This is a genomic window from Ruegeria sp. AB10, from assembly GCF_056542745.1.
Window position 1 is genome coordinate 70,264 of sequence record NZ_JBQGAI010000002.1, and the last position, 15,756, is coordinate 86,019.

The window sequence follows — 15,756 nt, forward strand, 5'->3', positions numbered from 1 at the left end:
CGGCAGGAAAACCCATGCCGCAACACGGGAACGTGACGGTTACAGGTCGTAGAGCCTGCCGAACTTGTCCTCGAGATAGCTGAGCAGAGGTTCCGGCCCCGGCTCCATCCCGCTGGCGCGCTGGATGGTGTCGCGCGGGGCATATAGCCCGCCATAGCGCTGCAGGTTTTCGCGCAGCCAGCCGGTTGCACCGGACGTATCGCCCTCGGCCAGTTGCGTGTCCAGGTCTGACACCGCGGCGCGCAACGCCTGATAGAGGCACCCGGCATAGACATTGCCCAGCGAATAGGTCGGAAAATAACCAAACAACCCGACCGACCAATGCACGTCCTGCAAACACCCGTTCGAGGGCTTGTCGACCGCATAGCCGAAATCGGCCAAGAACCGGTCGTTCCACGCGGCCTCAAGATCGCTGACGTGCAGGTCTCCGGCCATCAGGGCGCGTTCCAAATCAAAGCGCAGCATGATGTGTAGGTTGTACTGCACCTCGTCCGCTTCGGTGCGGATATAGCCGTTATGGACGCCGTTCACCGTGGCATAGAAAGCGTCGGCATCCGTGATCCCGAAATCTCCGAACGTCTCCACCATCTGACCATAGAGCCAGCCGGTAAATGCGCGCGAGCGGCCCAGCTGGTTTTCGTAGATCCGGCTTTGGCTTTCATGCACGCCCATCGATACGCCTTGCCCCAACGGCGTCAGCAGAAAATCTGGGGCGATGCCCTGTTCATAGGCGGCGTGGCCGACCTCGTGAATGGTCGAATAGAAGCAGTTGAACGGGTCGGTCTCGCTGGTGCGGGTGGTGATCCGCACGTCCAGTCCGCTGCCGGAACTGAACGGGTGCACCGCCTTGTCGACCCGACCGGTGTTCAGGTCATAACCGAAGGTGGTCGCCAGTTTCTGCGACAGGCGCATCTGCGCCAGTTCGTCGAACGTTCCGGTCAGCGCTTGCGGCGCAGGTTTGTCCAGAACCGCCGCGCGCAAGGCGACCAGACGCGGGCGCATCTGGTCGAAAATCTCGGCAATCTGCGCGCCTGTCGTGTAAGGTTCGTAATCCTCGACCATGGCTTCATAGACATCGCCGCCTTGCGCAAGTGCTGCGCCCTCTTCGCGTTTCAGTGCAACGACCTCTTGCAACACGGGCAGGAACGCAGCCACATCCTCATCGGCACGAGCCTGCGCCCATGTGCCCTGCGCTGTCGAGGTCACACGCGCGATGGCTTTGGCCAGATCGGCGGGCACTTTGACCGTACGTTCATAGGACCGGCGGATGTCGCGGAGCTGCGCTTTGCCCACCTCGTCCTGCGGATCGGCCTGTTCCAGCCATTCAGCCACACGCGGGTCCGAGCGGCGGGCGTGCAGCACCGCCTCGATCGCGGCCATTTCTTCGGCGCGTTGCGGGGCCGCGCCGCGGGGCATCACTGTTTCCTGATCCCAGCCCAACCGCCCGGCAATCTGCCCGAGGGCCGAGGTTTCGCGTTGAAAGGCCATCAGGTCGTCATAGGCGGTCATCAGGGTCAGGCTCCGCGGATGGAAGTGGCGATTGGGTAAGCGGTCAGGAACCGCGCGCGCAGGATCAGGGTCCAGACGACGACGGCCATGAACTGGTGGAAGATGGCAAGCTGCCACGGGGCTGCGTAAACCACGGTCAGGATGCCGATGACCACCTGCAGCGACAATGCTGCAAAAGCCGCGTTGAAGGCAAAGCGCGTCTGCGGGTGCGCGCTGGTGCTGCCGCGTCGCCAGACGATGATGGCGAAGATGAACAGCAGGTACCCCGCGCAGCGGTGGATGAACTGCACAAGACCCGGGCTTTCAAAGAAGTTGCGCCACATCGGTTCCAGCATCGCCGCGTCGGGCGGCAGAAGTTGCCCGCCAATCAGTGGCCAGTCGGTGTAAGACCGTCCGGCGTCGATCCCGGCAACGAGCGCGCCAATGAGTATTTGTAAAAAGGCGAAGTGCATGAGGCCGGTGGACAACGAGAACAGTTTTGCCTCTTTCGCGCGGCGGGCCTGCATCAGGTCACGCTCTTCGCGGCCCAGCTCAAAGATGTACCAGGCGAGGAGGCCGAGGATCACAAAGGCCAGACCAAGATGCACCGCCAGGCGATAGCTGGCGACGGCGATCATGCCTTCGCCTTGCGTCACGCCCGAAGCGACCATCCACCAGCCGACGGCCCCTTGAACGCCGCCCAAAATGCCGGGGATCAGCAGCTTGCCGGTCCAACCGGTCGGGATTTTTCGCGCCACAAGGAAGCCGAAGAACCCAAGCGCCCAAACCAGCCCGATCACGCGGCCCAACTGCCGGTGGCCCCATTCCCACCAGTATATGGATTTGAAATCACTCAGTTCCATCCACTGGTTCTGGATACGCCATTGGTCGATCTCTTTGTACTTATCGAACTCGGCCTGCCAGTCGGCCTCGGTCATCGGCGGGATGGCCCCGGTGATCGGACGCCATTCGGTGATCGACAATCCGCTATCGGTCAGGCGGGTCAGGCCGCCAACAGCAATCATCACGACGACCAGCGCGAACAGGATCATCAGCCAGACGCGGATCGCCCCACGCGCTCCGCCCCTTCCCCGGTCGATCATGCCGGGCTGCACCGCCTGTTGTTTCTCGGTGTCCGAGACCTCTTCGAAGATGCTGCGCTTACCGCTCATGCCGTCCTCATGTCTTGATTTGTCCGCAAGCTAGGGCCATGGCGGGCCGAGGTCCAGCCTCAGCCCTTCTCCTTCCAGCGGACCATCTGCCGCATGATCCCGTGCAGCATCTGCACATCCGCCCGCGTCATCCGCATCCGCGACCACAGATTGCGCAGATTGGTCTTCATGCCTTCGGCCTTTTCGGGCGGGTAGAAGAACCCGGCCTCTTCCAGCCGGCCCTCGTAATGTTCGACCAGCTTTTCGACCTCAATCCCCGTGGCCCAGTCGCCTTTGCCCAGATCGGTGGCCTCGTGCACCACGTCCCCGGTCTGGCGCATCCACTCATAGGCGGTCAGCAACACGCACTGCCCAAGGTTCAGCGAGGCATATTCCGGGTTCACCGGCACCGAAATAATGGCATTGGCCTTGGCGATATCGTCATTCTCCAGCCCTGCCCGTTCGGGGCCGAACAGTACGGCCACCTTTTCGCCCGCCGCCACTTTTTCGGCTGCGATCTGCATGGCGCGCTCGGGGCTGTAGACCGGTTTTGTCAGGCCCCGCTGCCGTGCGGTGGTTGCAAAGACATAGGTGCTGTCACCCAGTGCCCCGGCCAGGTCGTCGAACAGCTGCGCCTCATCCAGCAGCCGCCCGGCCCCGCTGGACATTGCTACGGCCTTGGGGTTCGGCCACCCGTCTCGCGGGGCCACGATCTGCATCCGGTCCAGACCGAAGTTCCACATCGCCCGCGCGGCGGCACCGATGTTTTCACCCATCTGCGGGCGCACAAGCACAAAGGAGGGCTGAGATTTGTCGCTGGGCATGGCTGTCTCCGGAAAACTTCGGGATGCTGTAATCGGCGCATTGGCGCAGGGCAAGGCGTTGGGTCGATCAATTGCGCCTTAATCGGGCATAAAAGTTTGCTTCCCCGGCGCAATCCGCTAAACCGCGCCAAAGACTGAAAGCGAAGGACGCGCCAATGGACACCCCCGAGCAGCCGCAGATTTACCTGATCACCCCGCCCGCAATCACCTTGAGCACTTTTCCCGAACAATTGGCCCGCGTGCTGGACGGCGCCGAGATTGCCTGTATCCGGCTGGCGCTGGCGGGCAGTGACGAGGACACCATCGCCCGCGCGGCTGACGCGTGCCGCGAGGTAGCCCATGCGCGGGACGTGGCCATCGTGATCTCGAACCACGTTCTGTTGGCGCAGCGGCTGGGGCTGGACGGGGTGCATCTGGATGACGCGGCCCGCTCCATCCGGGCCGCGCGCAAGGAACTGGGTGCGGATGCCATCGTCGGCAGTTTCTGCAGCGCCTCCAGCCATGACGGCATGAGCGCCGGAGAAGCTGGCGCAGATTACGTGGCCTTCGGTCCGGTTGGCGCGTCGGCTCTGGGCGACGGAACCATCGCCGAAAAGGACCTGTTCCAATGGTGGTCCGAGATGATCGAGGTTCCGGTTGTGGCCGAAGGCGGCCTGACCCCTGACCTGATCCGCGACTTGGCCCCCCACACCGATTTCTTCGGCATCGGGGATGAAATCTGGTCGCAGGACGACCCCCTGGCCGCGCTGAAGATCCTGACTGACGCGATGTGAGCGTTAACCCTTGCGCCCGCGCCGGGGCTGCGGCATGAGTTCGTCATGACTCAGAACAGCGAAATCCTGTGTATCGGCTCGGTCCTGTGGGACGTGATCGGGCGCTCGGCCAGCGCCATGCGGCAAGGTTCCGACGTGCCGGGGCGGATCACCCGCCTGCCCGGTGGTGTGGCCATGAATATCGCCATGACGCTGGTGCGATTCGGTATGACTCCAACCCTGCTGACCGCCATTGGCCGCGACTCCGAGGGCGACGAACTGGTCAACGCCTGTGCCCGTTTGGGTATGGTAACAGACCACATCTACCGCTCGCAGGATTTGCCGACCGACCGTTACATGGCTGTCGAAGGCGCCAACGGCCTGATCGCCGCAATTGCCGATGCACATTCGTTGGAGGCCGCCGGAGCCAAAATCCTGCACCCGTTGATGCACGGGCCTCTGGGTAACGAGAATGCACCGTTCGACGGCCCCATCGCACTGGACGGCAACCTGACCCTGACGCTGCTGGAAGAAATCGCCCAAAGCCCGGCCTTTGCACAGGCCGATCTGCGTGTGGCCCCGGCCTCGCCCGGCAAGGCGGAGCGCCTGTTACCGTTCCTGAAACATGCCCGTGCGACGCTGTACGTGAACCTCGAAGAGGCCGGCATCCTGTGCCAGCGCGAGTTCACCGATTCCGAATCCGCGGCCAAAGGCCTGCTGGACCGCGGCGCGCTGCGGGTGCTGGTCACGGATGGCGGCAACTCGGCCACCGTCGGCAGCGCAGACGAAATCCTGACGCAAACACCACCCTCTGTTCTGGTCACCCGCGTGACCGGCGCAGGGGACACCTTCATGGCAGCCCATATCGCCTCAGAATCCGGCGGAGCATCCAGCGACGAGGCCCTGACCCGCGCCCTGAACGCCGCCGCAACCTACGTTTCCGGAGAAACCCCACTGTGATCGACATCCACTATTCCGCCGAGGTCCGCGCCGCCAAAGACGCAGGCCAACCCATCGTCGCGCTGGAAAGCACCATCATCACCCACGGGATGCCCTACCCTCAGAACATCGAGGTCGCGGCCCAGGTCGAACAGGACATTCGCGATGCGGGTGCAGTTCCGGCCACGATTGCAGTGATCGACGGTAAGCTGCATGTCGGCCTGGAATCCGATCAGTTGCAGGCACTGGGTCAAGCACAAGGCGTCGCCAAACTGTCCCGCGCCGACATGGCCGCCTGCGTCGCCACCGGCGGCACCGGGGCCACCACAGTGGCCGCCACCATGATTGCAGCGCATTTCGCCGGTATCGAGGTTTTCGCCACCGGCGGTATTGGCGGTGTGCATCAGGGGGCCGAGACGTCATTCGATATCTCCGCCGACCTGCACGAACTGGCACAGACACCTGTCACGGTTGTGGCTGCGGGCGCGAAGTCGATCCTGGATCTGGCCAAGACACTGGAAGTTCTGGAAACCCTGGGCGTTCCCGTTATCGCGCATGGTCAGGACGAATTCCCCGCCTTCTGGTCGGCCAAGTCGCCCTATGCCGCCCCCCTGCGCATGGACGCCGCCGAGGACATCGCCAAGGCCCACGCCACCCGCCGCGCGCTTGGCCTGCCCGGAGGGCAGCTGGTCGCCAACCCGATCCCAGCCGCCGATCAGATTCCGTCCGAGGAACTGGCCCCCATCATCGCTTCAGCCCAGGCCGACGCAGATACGCACCGGATCACCGGCAAAGGCGTCACGCCCTACCTGTTGCAGCGAATCTACGAACAGACGGAAGGCCGCTCGCTGACCGCCAATGTCGCGCTGGTTCGAAATAACGCGAAACTGGCGGCCGGAATCGCACGTTCGCTGGCCGCACGGACTGAGTGACATAAACCTATTGTACCAAGGCCCCGGACTGCTTAACTAATTCGGCGAACCACTCAGGACTGCAATGAACACGCCTTTTGACGAAGAACCACACCGCCGACCGGGCCTGTTTTCCCGGCTGCGCGCGTCTTTTCTGACGGGCATTGTCGTCATTGCACCGGTGTGGCTGACAATCTGGCTGATCTGGTCCGTAGTGGGCTGGGTCGACAGCGCGGTTCTGCCGCTGATCCCCCAGCAGTTCCAGCCCGAGGAATACGTGGGCGTCAACCTGCGCGGCGTCGGCGTGGTGATCTTCCTGATCTTCACCGTTCTGGTCGGCTGGATCGCAAAGGGCATCCTGGGCCGCTCGCTGATCCATTTCGCGGAAAGCGTCGTCGACAGAATGCCCGTGGTCCGCTCGGTCTATTCCGGGATCAAGCAAATATCGGAAACCGTGTTTGCCCAGACCGAACGGTCATTCGAAAAAGCCTGCCTGATCCAATACCCCCGCCGGGGCATCTGGGCGATCGGGTTCGTCTCAACCACTGCCAAAGGCGAGGTCAGCGAGCGTGCCGAAACCGGTGGAGAACTGCTGAGCATCTTCGTCCCGACCACGCCCAACCCGACCTCAGGCTTTTTGCTGTTCTTCCCCGAAGAGGACGTGATCCTGCTGGACATGTCGATCGAAGAGGCTGCAAAGCTGGTGATTTCCGCCGGGCTTGTCTATCCGAACGAAAAAGACCCGACACAGCCGCCGGAGTAGTCAGCCGAACATCTCGGGCAGGTCGACGGTGCTGCGTTCGCCCAAATCGGCTTTGTGATCATTGATAAACCGATGGGCCGCCGCGCGTCCGGCCTCTTTCAGCTTATGCAGGATCACCGGGTTCGGCACCGTCTTAGTTGCCACCGACAGATCGTTCATCAGTTCGTCATCCGCGATCATGTGGACCAGAACGCGGCTCATCTCTCCGGCCTTCAGCTTACCTTCGGCCAGCAGCCGCTGAACGAAACTGATCGCGCGCAACTCGCGGAACAGCGAGGAGTTAAAGCTGATCTCATTGATCCGGTTCTGGATTTGCTGAGGCGTTTTCGGCACCTCGTCGCGTTCCAGCGGGTTGATGTTCACAATCACCACGTCATCAGGCAGATCGTTGTTGAACAGCGGGTAAAGCGCGGGGTTTCCAGTATAGCCGCCATCCCAATAGGCCTCGGTCCGGCCCGATTTGGGATCAAAAATCTCTACCGCCTGAAACAGCGTCGGCAAACAGGCCGAAGCCAGAATCGCATCCGTCGAAATCTCATCCCCGGTGAACACCCGAATCTTGCCGCTGCGCACACAGGTGGCACAGACATGCAAACGCGGGCCCTCATCGGCGCAGATCTCATTGAAGTTGAACCGGTCCACAACCGGCTCCAGCGGGTTGCGGTAGAACGGACCATAAGCATAGGGCGACACCAGCCGCGACCAGGCATCGCCGACCGAGAACGGCAAGGAATACTCCATCGCCTGTGCAATCTGCGCAGGTTCGATGGCCTGCATCCAATTTGCCAGACGCATGTCACCGACCGCGCCCATCCGCTCCCACAGCCCATTCAGATTGGCGCGCGCACCGTCGCGCCCGTCCCGCACCATGCCGGATTTGAAAGCCGCCCCGTTCAGTGCCCCAGCCGAGGTTCCGGTGATCGCCGCAACCTCGATATCTTCCTCATCCAGCAGCCGGTCGAGAACACCCCAGGTAAACGCCCCATGCGCCCCACCGCCCTGCAATGCCAGATTGATCCGTTTCACGACGTGACCCCTTCATCTTTTTCGAAATACTCCGGGGGTTTGGGGGCAGAGCCCCCATGACACCTCAAAGAGCCGTCCAACCTCCATCGACGGAAATCGTCGTCCCGGTGATCTGCGCCGCCGCGTCCGAGCACAGGAACACCGTTGTACCACCCAGTTGCTCAACGGTCGCAAACTCTTTCGAGGGCTGGCGTTCCAGCATGACGTTCTTGATCACGTCCTCCCGGCTCATGTCGTATTCTTTCATCGTGTCAGGGATCTGCGCCTCGACCAGCGGCGTCAGCACATAGCCCGGACAGATCGCATTGCAGGTGATCGGCTCTTGCGCGGTTTCCAGCGCCACGGTCTTGGTCATCCCGACGACGCCATGCTTGGCCGCGATATACGCCGCCTTGAAGGGTGACGCCGTCAAACCATGCGCCGAGGCGATATTCACGATCCGCCCCCATCCGGCCGCGCGCATCATCGGCAGCGCCGCCGCCATGGTGTGATAGGCCGAGTTCATGTTGATCGCGATGATCGCATCCCATTTGTCGACCGGGAACTGATCAATCGGTGCGACGTGCTGAATGCCCGCGTTGTTCACCAGGATGTCGCAAGCCCCTGCCTTTTCGATCAGCGCACGACATTCACCGCCAACGGACATGTCCGCCTTGATGTAACGCGCCTTAGTGCCGGTCTCTTGCGCGATCTCTGCGGCCAGCGCGTGGTCCTCCTCCCGGTCGGTGAACGAGTTCAGAACCACATCGGCCCCGGCTTTTGCCAACTCTCGCGCGACGCCCAAACCGATCCCCGAATTCGACCCCGTGATGATCGCTGTTTTTCCCGAAAGGTTCATGGGCTCTCTCCCTCAAAATCCGCTTTGTGCGCACAGTGCCATGCTGCACCTGCAAAGAAAACGGGGAAACATCAGGGTTCCGGAGTCACACGAAAATTTGCCAAAAAAAACGCCCGCGCGAAGCGGGCGTTAAGTTATTGAGGCAGGTTTCATACAGGCAAGAAACCTATCGAGCAGTGCACCCTTTATACGCAATTCCCTGCCTTCGTCCAAGCTAAAAGTTTGAAAACAAGAAAAATCATCGGTACGATGAAACCCAACAAAATAAGGCCAGAGCAGGATTGTTTCCAAAATGCGCCCCGATTTTCTACGCCCCGTTCGCCCTGTGATCGCGGGAATCGCCGCTGTTTTTGCTGCCACAATCACCCATGCAGAATCGGCTCATGGCATAGCTATGTACGGAGACCCCGCCCTACCACCGGATTTTGTGTCTCTGCCCTATGCCAACCCCGAAGCACCTAAAGGCGGCAAAGTAGTTTTCGGAAATACCGGCGGTTTTAACAGTCTGAACCCTTTCGTGCAGAAAGGCACCGTCCCCTGGCAGTTAAGGTTCTGGACCCACGAAAGCCTGATGGGCCGATCCTGGGACGAGCCTTTCACTCTTTACGGGCTGTTAGCCGAATCAGTTGAGACTGCGCCCGACCGGTCCTGGGTCGAATTTACCCTGCGAGAAAACGCCCGGTTTTCGGGTGGTAGCCCGGTGACCGTGGATGATGTCATCTGGTCGTATCAGACATTGGGCACCGAAGGGCATCTGCGCTATCGCGGGCTGTGGGGCAAGATCGACAGCATCGAACAGACCGGCCCGCGCACGGTGCGGATCACCTTTAACGAACCTGACCGGGAACTGGCGCTGATCGCCGGTCTCCGTCCGATCCTGCAAAAAGCGCAGTGGGAGGGGAAGGATTTCGCTGACGCCGCACTTCATGACGTACCCGTCGGCTCGGGGCCTTATGTGGTCGATGACTATGAGGCCGGTCGCTATGTGACCCTGCGCCGAAACCCCGACTATTGGGGCGCCGATATCCCGTTTCGCCGCGGCACCATGAACCTCGATGAGATGCGGATCGAGTTTTACGGCGACGGCACCGTTCTGTTCGAGGCGTTCAAGGCCGGCGAACTGACGGCAATACGGGAATTCAATGCCGACAAGTGGGACACCCAGTACACCTTCCCCGCCGTGCAACGCGGCGACGTCATCAAGACCGAGATCCCGCACGGCAAACCTTCGGGCATGACCGGGTTTGTCATGAACACCCGCAAAGCCCCCTTCGATGACTGGCGTGTGCGCGAGGCCCTGCTGCTGGCGTTCAACTTCGAATACATCAACGATACGATCACCGGCGGCGCGCAACCCCGGATCGCCTCTTATTTCTCGGGTTCTGATCTGGGTATGCTGCCCGGCCCGGCCACCGGTCGCGTTGCCGAGTTGTTGCAGCCCTATGCCGACGACCTGCTTCCCGGCACGCTGGAAGGTTATACCCTGCCCGTCGGTGACGGTTCAGCCCGCAACCGCGCCAATATCCGCAAGGCAAACAAGTTGCTGACCGAAGCGGGCTGGACCGTTCAGGACGGCGTGCTGCGGAATCAGAACGGCAAAGACTTCGCTATCACCGTCCTGCTGCAACAGGGGGATACCGAGGGGCAGACGGCCATCGAAATCTACACCCGCGCGCTTGAACGGCTGGGCATTCAGGTCACCGTTGAACAGGTGGACAGTGCCCAGTTCACCGGTCGCCAGGCCGAGCTGGACTTCGACATGACCTTTTTCCGCCGTGCCCTGTCCTTGTCACCAGGCAACGAACAACGTCTGTATTGGGGTAGCGAAAATGCTGACACTCAGGGTACGCGCAACCTGATGGGTGTTGCTTCTCCGGCCGTGGATGGGTTGATCGACTCCATGCTGGCGTCGGAAAGTCATGAGGATTTCGTGGCGGCCACCCGTGCGCTGGATCGGGTTCTGACCGCCGGGCGCTATATCATCCCGATCTGGAACTTCGACGTCGGGCGCATTGCCCATGCCAAAGAACTGAAACAGCCCCAGATCGTTCCGATCTATGGTGATGGACCAGAGTATATGCCGCAGGTTTGGTGGTACGAAGAGTGACCAAATCCGGCTGGTTATCGGCGTGATACGCCTCAGAGCCTTCAACGCGGTGGTTTCTTTCATCTGCAGGTTTATACGCCAGGAAGTGCCATGCCAAATGGTCGCATCTTTCGGCGGATTTCAGCACACGCTTTGATGCACGCCATATATTGTGCACCCATCCACCTTCGTTCGCTGCATATGGCAAAGATACCCATTTCCAGCTAAAAGTTGAAAAATGACCACAAGGGGCTTTACGTATCGTATCCCAACGAGATAGCCTATCTGCATTCAGACGCACCGGTTGACCGGATAAATTATGATAAATTCGTTAGATAGCTGATCATTCGACGCGTCACACCTGGGTTTTGCGGACCGGCCTCCACTCACTCACACCTCAGGTCCGTGGGCCCGTCGCGCAATCAGCGTGGCGGGCCTCTTTGACCCGACGTCAGCTCAAACAAGGTGCGACATTTTGTCATGCGCGTGCACCCCTGTGCCCTCCGTACCCTGATATGAGGGCCGAGCAGCCGTGAAACCCTAAATACGGATAGCTGACAAATGTTGAACTGGACTGACCTCACGCAAGACTGGGACGCTATGTATTCCCGCGCAAAACGGCGCTTTCCGAACCTGCGCGATCAGGACAAGGTGCGGCTGAGCAAAGACCGCAAAGGGTTCGAAGCGTATCTGGCCGAACGCCACCACCTGACCGTGAATGAAGCACACGAAGAGCTAGAGGATTTTCTGTTTACCGAAGGCCTGAACCGCGAGTTCAGCCGGTCTTTAAGCAAGTGACGTGACCCAGAGGATCGTTGCATCCTCGTCACTGACCGAAATAACGTTGTGCCCCATGCTGCCGTCGTAATAAGCGCTGTCCCCCCGACGCATTTCGACGGGTTCGTAGAACTCGGTATAAAGCTGGACGACCCCTGTCAGCACATACAGGAATTCTTCACCATCGTGGCGCACCCAGCCTTCAAACTCATCCATTGACCGCGCACGCACGCGGGCCCGATAGGGCAGCATCTGCTTTTTCGTCAGGTTTTCGGCCAGCAGCTCGTGCTCATACGTCGTTGTGGGATGCGCGGCCCCTTCACCCATCCGCGTCACCGCCATGCGCCCGATTACCTGATCGCGTTGCGGCGGCGTGAAAAGCTGTGGCACCGAAATCTCCAACCCGATCGCCAGCTTTTTCAGCGCATCATAAGTGGGCGACATCTGGCCGTTTTCGATCTTGCTGAGGGTCGAGCGCGCAAGCCCGGCCTGCGTGGCCGCCTGTTCCAGCGTCCAGTTCCGCGCCTTGCGCAATTGGCGCACGCGTGCGCCCAGATCAAGCGGTTCATGCTCGGCATGGTCGCCCGAATCCCGGGCAATGCGGATCAGGGAAGGCTGTTCATTGGTGCTCATGGGTCAACTCTATAGGCCCAGCCTGTCCCGCTTGCAACGCGCCAAGCACCAAGGTAGCCAGTTGCCATGCTGTCTGTTTTTGATCAGGGGCCACCTCTGCCTTGCCCCGCGCCATTCAATCTGGCCGCTCATGTGCTGCGCCGAACGGACGATGATCCGGAAAAGATCGCGTTGTCGGTTCTGCAACCTGACGGGGCCGAAGACTGGACCTATCGCGCGCTGAAGTCAGCCATTCTGGGTACCGCCAGCGGGTTGCTGCGCGCCGGGCTGAAACCGGGTGACATTGCGCTGATGCGGTTGGGGAACACGGTTGATTTCCCGATTGCCTATCTTGGGGCGATTGCGGTGGGGATCGTACCCGTGCCGACATCCTCACAACTGACTCAGCCGGAAACCGAATGCATGATCGCGGAATTGAAACCGGCCGCCATTCTGCGGGACCCGGCTGTTGCCTGCGCACCGCACCCGCTGCAGATCGCATTGTCTGAACTGACTGAAATGCGCGCCCTGCCCCCAGCCGAGTTCCAGATGGGCGACCCCGAGCGGCTGGCCTATGTCGTCTATACCTCGGGCACGTCCGGCAAACCGCGCGCGGTAGCCCATGCGCATCGTGCGATCTGGGCACGTCAGATGATGGTGGATGGCTGGTACGGGTTGCAGGACACGGATCGCCTGTGCCATGCGGGCGCGTTCAACTGGACCTATACGCTGGGCACCGGGTTGATGGATCCCTGGACCATTGGCGCGACCGCCCTGATCCCCGAACCTGGAACCGATCCGGGCGCCCTGCCCGCCCTGCTGCGACAGCACCGCGCGACGATCTTTGCGGCAGCCCCCGGCGTGTTTCGCAAGCTGCTGAAAACGCCTGAGGACCTGCACCTACCTACGCTCCGCCACGGCCTCTGCGCGGGCGAGAAACTGTCGCGGCACCTGCACGCACAATGGGTCGAGGCAACCGGGACCGAACTCTACGAAGCCTATGGCATGTCCGAGTGTTCCACCTTCATCTCCTCCAGCCCGGCTCATCCAGCGCGGGGCGAGTCGCTGGGGCAACCGCAACCGGGTCGCCGGATCGCGATCCTCGGGCCGGATGGCCCGGTGCCTCAAGGCCAAGAGGGCACTATTGCCATTCACCGCTCGGACCCTGGCCTGATGTTGACCTACCTGAACGCGCCGGACGAAGCCGAGGCGCGGATGCAGGGCGATTGGTTTCTGACCGGAGATCAGGGCGCCATGGCCGTCGACGGGCAGATCACCTATCTGGGCCGCGACGATGACATGATGAATGCGGGCGGCTATCGCGTCTCACCGGTCGAGGTCGAGGCCACCTTGTCCAAATTCCCCGGAATCACCCAGGTCGGCGCGGCAGCGGTTGAGGTCAAAGAAGACACATTCGTGATCGCCGCCTTCTATACCGGGCCGGAAAAGCTGGACGACGCGGCCCTGCAAACCTATGTGGAGGCAAATCTGGCGCGGTACAAACAACCGCGCGCATTCATTCACCTGCCCGAACTGCCAACTGGCGGCAACGGCAAACTCCTGCGCCGGGCGCTGCCGGCCTATTTCAAGGCGACCACACCATGACCCAGACCGTCAAACTCGACATCATGTCCGATCCGATCTGCCCGTGGTGCTACATCGGCAAAACCCATCTGGACAAGGCGCTGGCCGCAATCCCTGATCATCCAATGGTGATCGAATGGCACCCGTTCCAGCTGAACCCCGACATGCCGGACGAAGGCATGGACCGCCGCGAGTATCTGGAGCGCAAATTCGGTGGCAAAGACGGTGCTGTTCAGGCCTATGCCCCGGTTGTCGAACACGCCGAGAAGGCCGGGCTGAGCATCGATTTCGAAGGCATGAAACGCACACCGAACACGCTGGACGCCCATCGCCTGATCCACTGGGCCGGGATCGAGGGCAAACAAAACGAGGTCGTGGACGCCCTGTTTGACGCCTATTTCGTGCAGGCCCGCGATATCGGCGACCATGAGGTGCTGGCCGATATCGCCGACAGTGTCGGTATGGACGCGGCCGTGGTTCTGAAACTGTTGAAATCGGATGCAGATCGCGAGGATATACGCAATCGCGACACCCATTCGCGTCAGATGGGCGTCAATTCGGTGCCGACCTTCATTGTGGCCAACCAGCACGCTGTTCCCGGCGCGCAACCGCCTGAAATGTGGGAAAAAGTAATTGGCGAGATCATGTCTCAACTTGAGGCCTCCCCTGCAAATTAGCACAGGGGTCTGTGCACATTGATGCCTAGCGCCGCCTGACATGTCGTGATAGCGCGATCAGGTCAGGAGGGCGCAATGGCCAATCGCATGTCCAAAGGTGAGTTCATCGCACTTGTCGCAATGATGTTTGCGACGATTGCGTTCTCCATCGACTCGATGCTGCCCGCCTTGCCCGAGATCGGCGCACAGCTCAGCCCCGAAGACATCAACCGGGCGCAGTTGATCCTGACCTCTTTCGTGCTGGGCATGGGGATCGGTACGTTCTTCATGGGCCCGCTGTCGGATGCGTTCGGACGCAAGCCGGTAATCTACGCCGGTTCGGCTTTATACATCGTGTCTGCTGCCGTAGCCTGGGCCAGTTCTTCGTTAGAGCTGCTTTTGATTGCGAGGGTCGCGCAAGGTGTTGGCTGTGCCGCGCCGCGCGTGGTTGCCATGGCCATCATCCGGGATTTGTACTCGGGCCGAGAAATGGCGCGGATCGTATCCATTGCCATGATGATCTTCACCCTGGTGCCTGCCGTGGCACCTATGCTGGGGGCCGGGATGATCGCCCTCACAGGCTGGCGTGGGATTTTCGTCTCGTTCATCCTATTTTCGTTGAGCACCGTAGTCTGGATGGGCCTGCGCCTGCCGGAATCGCTTAAGCCTCAGAACCGCAGGCCATTGCGCCTGCCTCTGATGGCTTCGGCTGCGCGCGAAATGTTCACGCACCCCACCGTTCGGGTATCGATTTTCGTGCAGACCCTTTGTTTGGGCATGCTGTTCACCACGTTGACCATGGTGCAGCCGGTCTATGACGTGATCCACGACAGCGCCGACAGCTTTCCCTTCTGGTTCGGGTTCGTGGCCCTGATGTCCGGGTCCGCCAGCCTGCTGAACGCGGCGCTGGTGATCCGCGTGGGGATGCGTCGGCTGGTGACCTGGGCTTTGGGCGCGCAGATCGTCATCACCATTGGCGTCATTACCCTGAACGCGACGCCCCTGTCGGCGAACCTGTCCTTTGCGGTGTTCGTCTTCTGGCAGACCTCGATCTTTTTCATGGCGGGCATGACGATGGGCAACCTGAACGCCATCGCGATGGAGCCGATGGGCCATATCGCCGGCATGGCAGCCTCGGTCATCGGTGCGGTCTCGACCGTTCTGGCCGCAGCCATCGCGGCCCCCATCGGGTTGCTGTTCGACGGGTCCCTGGCCCCGCTGACCACCGGCATTCTTGTCATGAGCGTGACCGGCTTTGGCCTGATGCTGCATATGGGCCGGATCGAAAACAGACTGCCTGCCTGATCTGTGCAGACTGCGCGAATCCCGCTAACCTTCCCTTGATCCGA

General features: G+C 61.1%; 15 protein-coding genes. 9 read left to right on the forward strand and 6 right to left on the reverse strand.

Features of this window, described 5'->3' with window-relative positions; all coding sequences use genetic code 11:
- Positions 1–39: 39 nt before the first annotated feature.
- The 3 genes from ACR0NT_RS05320 to ACR0NT_RS05330 are packed head-to-tail and all read right to left on the reverse strand — an operon-like array spanning position 40 to position 3,463.
- Positions 40–1,509: a carboxypeptidase M32 gene (locus ACR0NT_RS05320; protein ID WP_170671686.1), complete on the reverse strand. Its 1,470-nt coding sequence runs from the start codon at positions 1,507–1,509 to the stop codon at positions 40–42.
- Between the two features lie 5 nt (positions 1,510–1,514).
- Positions 1,515–2,660, reverse strand: a complete 1,146-nt coding sequence (gene ctaA / locus ACR0NT_RS05325) for a heme A synthase (protein WP_170671688.1) — start codon at positions 2,658–2,660, stop codon at positions 1,515–1,517.
- Between the two features lie 59 nt (positions 2,661–2,719).
- A complete protein-coding gene (locus ACR0NT_RS05330; RefSeq protein ID WP_170671690.1) occupies positions 2,720–3,463 on the reverse strand; it encodes an RNA methyltransferase in 744 nt (247 codons plus the stop codon).
- Positions 3,464–3,618: 155 nt separating this feature from the next.
- On the opposite strand from ACR0NT_RS05330, the gene ACR0NT_RS05335 reads away from it, so the two are divergent.
- The 4 genes from ACR0NT_RS05335 to ACR0NT_RS05350 all read left to right on the forward strand — a co-directional run bounded on the left by ACR0NT_RS05335 (position 3,619) and on the right by ACR0NT_RS05350 (position 6,828).
- Positions 3,619–4,236: a thiamine phosphate synthase gene (locus tag ACR0NT_RS05335; protein WP_170671692.1), complete on the forward strand. Its 618-nt coding sequence runs from the start codon at positions 3,619–3,621 to the stop codon at positions 4,234–4,236.
- A 45-nt stretch (positions 4,237–4,281) separates the two neighbouring features.
- On the forward strand, positions 4,282–5,175 hold the full coding sequence (locus ACR0NT_RS05340; protein WP_170671694.1) for a PfkB family carbohydrate kinase: 894 nt from the start codon (positions 4,282–4,284) through the stop codon (positions 5,173–5,175).
- On the forward strand, positions 5,172–6,086 hold the full coding sequence (locus ACR0NT_RS05345) for a pseudouridine-5'-phosphate glycosidase (protein ID WP_170671696.1): 915 nt from the start codon (positions 5,172–5,174) through the stop codon (positions 6,084–6,086). Before ACR0NT_RS05340 ends, ACR0NT_RS05345 begins: the two co-directional genes overlap by 4 nt.
- Positions 6,087–6,150: 64 nt before the next feature.
- Positions 6,151–6,828, forward strand: coding sequence for a DUF502 domain-containing protein (locus ACR0NT_RS05350; protein WP_170671698.1), 678 nt, complete (start codon positions 6,151–6,153; stop codon positions 6,826–6,828).
- Here the strand turns inward: ACR0NT_RS05350 and ACR0NT_RS05355 are convergent, their stop codons facing one another.
- The gene (locus ACR0NT_RS05355) at positions 6,829–7,854 is read right to left on the reverse strand and encodes a patatin-like phospholipase family protein (protein ID WP_170671700.1); all 1,026 of its coding nucleotides are present in this window, start codon (positions 7,852–7,854) and stop codon (positions 6,829–6,831) included. It abuts the gene before it with no gap.
- Between the two features lie 64 nt (positions 7,855–7,918).
- Positions 7,919–8,692, reverse strand: coding sequence for a 3-hydroxybutyrate dehydrogenase (locus ACR0NT_RS05360; protein ID WP_170443727.1), 774 nt, complete (start codon positions 8,690–8,692; stop codon positions 7,919–7,921).
- 292 nt (positions 8,693–8,984) lie between these two features.
- On the opposite strand from ACR0NT_RS05360, the gene ACR0NT_RS05365 reads away from it, so the two are divergent.
- Complete coding sequence (locus ACR0NT_RS05365) at positions 8,985–10,799, forward strand: extracellular solute-binding protein (RefSeq protein WP_170671702.1); 1,815 nt, start codon at positions 8,985–8,987, stop codon at positions 10,797–10,799.
- A 540-nt stretch (positions 10,800–11,339) separates the two neighbouring features.
- Positions 11,340–11,576 (forward strand): hypothetical protein, encoded by a 237-nt coding sequence (locus tag ACR0NT_RS05370; RefSeq protein ID WP_170325112.1) that lies wholly within the window; start codon positions 11,340–11,342, stop codon positions 11,574–11,576.
- On the opposite strand, the gene ACR0NT_RS05375 is transcribed toward ACR0NT_RS05370, so the two are convergent.
- Positions 11,565–12,188 (reverse strand): XRE family transcriptional regulator, encoded by a 624-nt coding sequence (locus tag ACR0NT_RS05375; protein WP_170671704.1) that lies wholly within the window; start codon positions 12,186–12,188, stop codon positions 11,565–11,567. The genes ACR0NT_RS05370 and ACR0NT_RS05375 overlap by 12 nt on opposite strands.
- A gap of 66 nt (positions 12,189–12,254) precedes the next feature.
- Here ACR0NT_RS05375 and ACR0NT_RS05380 point away from each other — a divergent pair, with 66 nt between their 5' ends.
- The 3 genes from ACR0NT_RS05380 (at position 12,255) to ACR0NT_RS05390 (ending at position 15,712) form a co-directional block, all read left to right on the forward strand.
- Positions 12,255–13,772: a class I adenylate-forming enzyme family protein gene (locus tag ACR0NT_RS05380; RefSeq protein WP_170443721.1), complete on the forward strand. Its 1,518-nt coding sequence runs from the start codon at positions 12,255–12,257 to the stop codon at positions 13,770–13,772.
- Positions 13,769–14,428 (forward strand): DsbA family oxidoreductase, encoded by a 660-nt coding sequence (locus ACR0NT_RS05385; RefSeq protein ID WP_170443720.1) that lies wholly within the window; start codon positions 13,769–13,771, stop codon positions 14,426–14,428. The genes ACR0NT_RS05380 and ACR0NT_RS05385 overlap by 4 nt, the downstream gene beginning before the upstream one ends.
- Positions 14,429–14,503: 75 nt before the next feature.
- A complete protein-coding gene (locus tag ACR0NT_RS05390; protein ID WP_170443718.1) occupies positions 14,504–15,712 on the forward strand; it encodes a multidrug effflux MFS transporter in 1,209 nt (402 codons plus the stop codon).
- The last annotated feature ends 44 nt before the right edge of the window (positions 15,713–15,756 follow it).

What these genes read in the sequence shown, in the direction of transcription:
- ACR0NT_RS05320 (WP_170671686.1), bottom strand. Translation starts at nt 1,509, where the DNA reads ATGACCGCCTATGACGACCTGATGGCCTTTCAACGCGAAACCTCGGCC.
- ctaA (WP_170671688.1), bottom strand. Translation starts at nt 2,660, where the DNA reads ATGAGCGGTAAGCGCAGCATCTTCGAAGAGGTCTCGGACACCGAGAAA.
- ACR0NT_RS05330 (WP_170671690.1), bottom strand. Translation starts at nt 3,463, where the DNA reads ATGCCCAGCGACAAATCTCAGCCCTCCTTTGTGCTTGTGCGCCCGCAG.
- ACR0NT_RS05335 (WP_170671692.1), top strand. Translation starts at nt 3,619, where the DNA reads ATGGACACCCCCGAGCAGCCGCAGATTTACCTGATCACCCCGCCCGCA.
- ACR0NT_RS05340 (WP_170671694.1), top strand. Translation starts at nt 4,282, where the DNA reads ATGACTCAGAACAGCGAAATCCTGTGTATCGGCTCGGTCCTGTGGGAC.
- ACR0NT_RS05350 (WP_170671698.1), top strand. Translation starts at nt 6,151, where the DNA reads ATGAACACGCCTTTTGACGAAGAACCACACCGCCGACCGGGCCTGTTT.
- ACR0NT_RS05360 (WP_170443727.1), bottom strand. Translation starts at nt 8,692, where the DNA reads ATGAACCTTTCGGGAAAAACAGCGATCATCACGGGGTCGAATTCGGGG.
- ACR0NT_RS05365 (WP_170671702.1), top strand. Translation starts at nt 8,985, where the DNA reads ATGCGCCCCGATTTTCTACGCCCCGTTCGCCCTGTGATCGCGGGAATC.
- ACR0NT_RS05370 (WP_170325112.1), top strand. Translation starts at nt 11,340, where the DNA reads ATGTTGAACTGGACTGACCTCACGCAAGACTGGGACGCTATGTATTCC.
- ACR0NT_RS05375 (WP_170671704.1), bottom strand. Translation starts at nt 12,188, where the DNA reads ATGAGCACCAATGAACAGCCTTCCCTGATCCGCATTGCCCGGGATTCG.
- ACR0NT_RS05380 (WP_170443721.1), top strand. Translation starts at nt 12,255, where the DNA reads ATGCTGTCTGTTTTTGATCAGGGGCCACCTCTGCCTTGCCCCGCGCCA.
- ACR0NT_RS05385 (WP_170443720.1), top strand. Translation starts at nt 13,769, where the DNA reads ATGACCCAGACCGTCAAACTCGACATCATGTCCGATCCGATCTGCCCG.
- ACR0NT_RS05390 (WP_170443718.1), top strand. Translation starts at nt 14,504, where the DNA reads ATGGCCAATCGCATGTCCAAAGGTGAGTTCATCGCACTTGTCGCAATG.